4 protein-coding genes and 1 pseudogene are annotated in these 3,043 nt (G+C 36.5%); 4 read left to right on the forward strand and 1 reads right to left on the reverse strand.

The features are described 5' to 3' along the window. Nucleotides 1-52 precede the first annotated feature (52 nt). The 3 genes and pseudogenes from AC1DWN_RS31305 to AC1DWN_RS31315 form a co-directional block, all read left to right on the forward strand. Nucleotides 53-514 carry a VOC family protein gene (locus AC1DWN_RS31305; RefSeq protein ID WP_477562764.1) on the forward strand — a complete coding sequence of 154 codons (462 nt, stop codon included), beginning with the start codon at nucleotides 53-55 and terminating at the stop codon, nucleotides 512-514. Nucleotides 515-788: 274 nt separating this feature from the next. Further along, a complete protein-coding gene (locus tag AC1DWN_RS31310) occupies nucleotides 789-1,346 on the forward strand; it encodes a 2'-5' RNA ligase family protein (protein ID WP_477562765.1) in 558 nt (185 codons plus the stop codon). Between the two features lie 71 nt (nucleotides 1,347-1,417). After that, nucleotides 1,418-1,592: pseudogene (locus tag AC1DWN_RS31315) on the forward strand (IS3 family transposase); the annotation flags it as partial. A gap of 149 nt (nucleotides 1,593-1,741) precedes the next feature. Here AC1DWN_RS31315 and AC1DWN_RS31320 read toward each other — a convergent pair. Next, nucleotides 1,742-2,389: a pentapeptide repeat-containing protein gene (locus AC1DWN_RS31320; protein WP_477562766.1), complete on the reverse strand. Its 648-nt coding sequence runs from the start codon at nucleotides 2,387-2,389 to the stop codon at nucleotides 1,742-1,744. Between the two features lie 106 nt (nucleotides 2,390-2,495). On the opposite strand from AC1DWN_RS31320, the gene AC1DWN_RS31325 reads away from it, so the two are divergent. Then, nucleotides 2,496-2,942 (forward strand): MarR family winged helix-turn-helix transcriptional regulator, encoded by a 447-nt coding sequence (locus AC1DWN_RS31325; protein WP_477562767.1) that lies wholly within the window; start codon nucleotides 2,496-2,498, stop codon nucleotides 2,940-2,942. Nucleotides 2,943-3,043: the final 101 nt, after the last annotated feature.

Below are 3,043 nucleotides of genomic sequence, written 5' to 3' on the forward strand. Positions count from 1 at the left end.
GTAATGTGCTTTACTATATATTGTATGGAAAATATTACAAGGAGGATTTGAGTTGAGCCAAAACCAAATAGAAGAAATCAAGAGCGAGAAAACACAGCAAGACATTACTGGGATGACGTGCATCTACGTCCCCGTGAATGATGTCTATGAGTCAGTTAAATGGTATCAAAAGAACTTAGGTTGTCAGCCATCAAACATCCACCCTGTTGAGCCTGGGATGGAAATATGTATATTGCGGTTTCTTGATGAGAACGGAAAGCAGCATGACGCTGCTACAGGATCGATTCCTGCTTTGTTCCTCATGGGATCAGGATCGGATGGCGGTCGACTTGGATTTACATTTCCGGAAGGTAATCGGCAGGCAGTTGGGTGTTTCGTGACTCCTCGTATCCAAGAACTCTTCGAACGTTTTAAAGAAAACGGAGTTAACATTATAGGCGAGCGGGTAACTTGCGGTCCAAATGTAACGTTCGCTGACCCTGACGGAAACACGTGGGAAATATGGCAACCCTAATTATTCAACTAACTGGGAATGTTAGTTCAATGAATGACCTTATATAAACGAAAAAGGAGCTGCTGCGGTAGCTCCTTTTTACATCTTCACAAAATAGAGATTTTTGTACAGATGTCCTAGCTATTAGCGTTAAGCTAACGGGCAGGATTGTTAAATGACGATGTTGAATCCTCCCTAGGAGGCTCCACTAGATGGGGAAACAAAATGGAGAGGCGTCAAAAATCTTTATTCATCGAAACGGTACCGAATAGATATGAGATATGGGGGGAGAGAAGTGTACGGAGTAGTTGCTCATTTTGACCAGAATACAGAACTCTATATAAAACAGGTTTGGAAAGAGTTGAGTGATAAAGCAGTTTCCAATTATGCAGAGGAAGTACAAGATAGACGACCACATATTACGATAGCAGGTTATAACTCTGACGTAGATATTGAACAATTCATCAGCGATATTGCCTGCTTCTATGAATCTAAAAAACAGATTTCAATTACACTGAGCTCGTTAGGAACTTTCTTAAACRCAGGAACTTTATTCCTTGCTCCTGTTCCTTCCAAAGAGTTTTTAGAGCTTCATGATAATTATCACAATTACTTTGAAAAATATCGAGCGAATGCTGAAACTCAATATCTTCCGAATAACTGGATACCTCACTGCACAATAGCTAACAGATTAAACGAAGAGAAGTTAAAAGAAGCAATAGGTTACTGTACTAAAAGAATCGAACGACTGACAACTACAATCGTTGAAATATCAGTAATCAAAGCTATATATGAAAATAATAAATGTATAAAATCACCATCAATTCATACGAAGGTTTTGGGTAATACCTAAATAAGGAAGTGTAACGGTAGCTTCACGACCCAGGTGGCAAGTTTAAGCTAACGGGCAGGTTAGTTCAAATTGAATCATTCTTTGGACACTTTAAAGATGAAACGGATATTAAACCATGCGAAACATTAGATGAATTCAAACAAGAAATTAAAAGCTACATGACGTATTACAACCTATCGATATCAATGGAACTTAAAGAAGATGGCTCCTGTACAGTACAGAAACYATCTTCTTCAGAGTGCCTAACTTTTTCAAATTGTTCTTTACACGGGGTACAATTTATTGTTGAGCGATGTCCTTCTGAATACCCTTTCTAGGGAATGTAAATCCACAAACTAGAATAATGACCATCATAGAAGAATTTATGTGGCAGGAGATTCATCCATTTTTTCGCATTATCGTTTAACTATCAGACCTAATAACTTTGAAAATCCAATGGCTTGTTCAGTAGAAACGACACAACCCTCCAAGCTTTTCGTAGGAATATTAAGCAGGTCAAATGTACATGTACTAATATCGATCCCTTTAAGAGATGTTAGATAAAAATCAGCTTCGTTAATATCGCATTGATCAAACTTTACCTTGTTAAATTCACAATCGTAATAGTTAGCATTTTGCAAAGAAGAATGCGTAAAAATCACTTGTTTTAAACGAGCCTCTACGAAATCACTAAAATGTGCGATGCAATTTTCAATCGAAACATTACCAAAGGTAGCTTTAGAAAAATCTACACCTATTAATTTACAGCCTTTAAAAGTAACTCTGTGTATGGTACCTTCGCTAAAACATGCGTTAGACAGGTCACAGTTTTCAAAAACAACATCCGTCATATCAACTCTTTCAAAACGAGCCTTTATGAATGTTGTATTTTTAAAAACAACTGTGGACAGAACCGCTTTATCAATCTCCTCGTTATCCACGATGGCGTTAGTAATCATACAGTTCGATAAATAGGGTTCCTCTTCATCATAAATATTTTGAAATCCTGCTTTTTCTAAATCTGATGGGATTTTGGGGAGTTCAATTTTAAAACCTTTTGTCATAATATCACCTTTCATATTTCAATTGATTAATTCGTATAAACTATTGTATATTAGTTAAGATGTTTTAACAATTAAAAGCTATTAACATTGTAGTAGGAGTGATTGAATGATGAACCATGACGAAGATTTGAATTTTAAAAAACTTGAGGAATTATCCTTACAGGTGCTGCGAAAATTTACAATGGCTTATACGAAGCCACCTGAAGCCAAAGAAGCTAGGATGTCTTATTCCCAATATATAATTCTAGAAATTTTGAGAAATGAAGGCAGAAAGAACAGTTCCGAGTTAGCCCAATTCTTTAAAATCACATTGCCCGCAGTTACAAATTTATCCAATAAACTCGTGGACGGAGGATTTATAGAACGTATTCACTCCGAATCAGATCGACGCCTCATATTATTACAAATTACTCAAAAGGGATTAGATTTCTTAACTGTAGTGGATAACACGGGGAAAAACATCATCAAAACCATGTGGGGAGACTTATCTTCCGAAGAAGTACAACAGTTGAATCTCATATTTCAAAAAGGATTAAGCGGGAAAGAACTATGAACTCATAAAAAAGCAAGTGGATCAGCAATATCGCTTGGTCTTGGGATTCATTTGTTGGTTTAATCATTTCAATAGCAGGTTTTTTTGTAAAGGATGGAAAA

This window comes from Paenibacillus sp. P4_A7, from assembly GCF_056402455.1.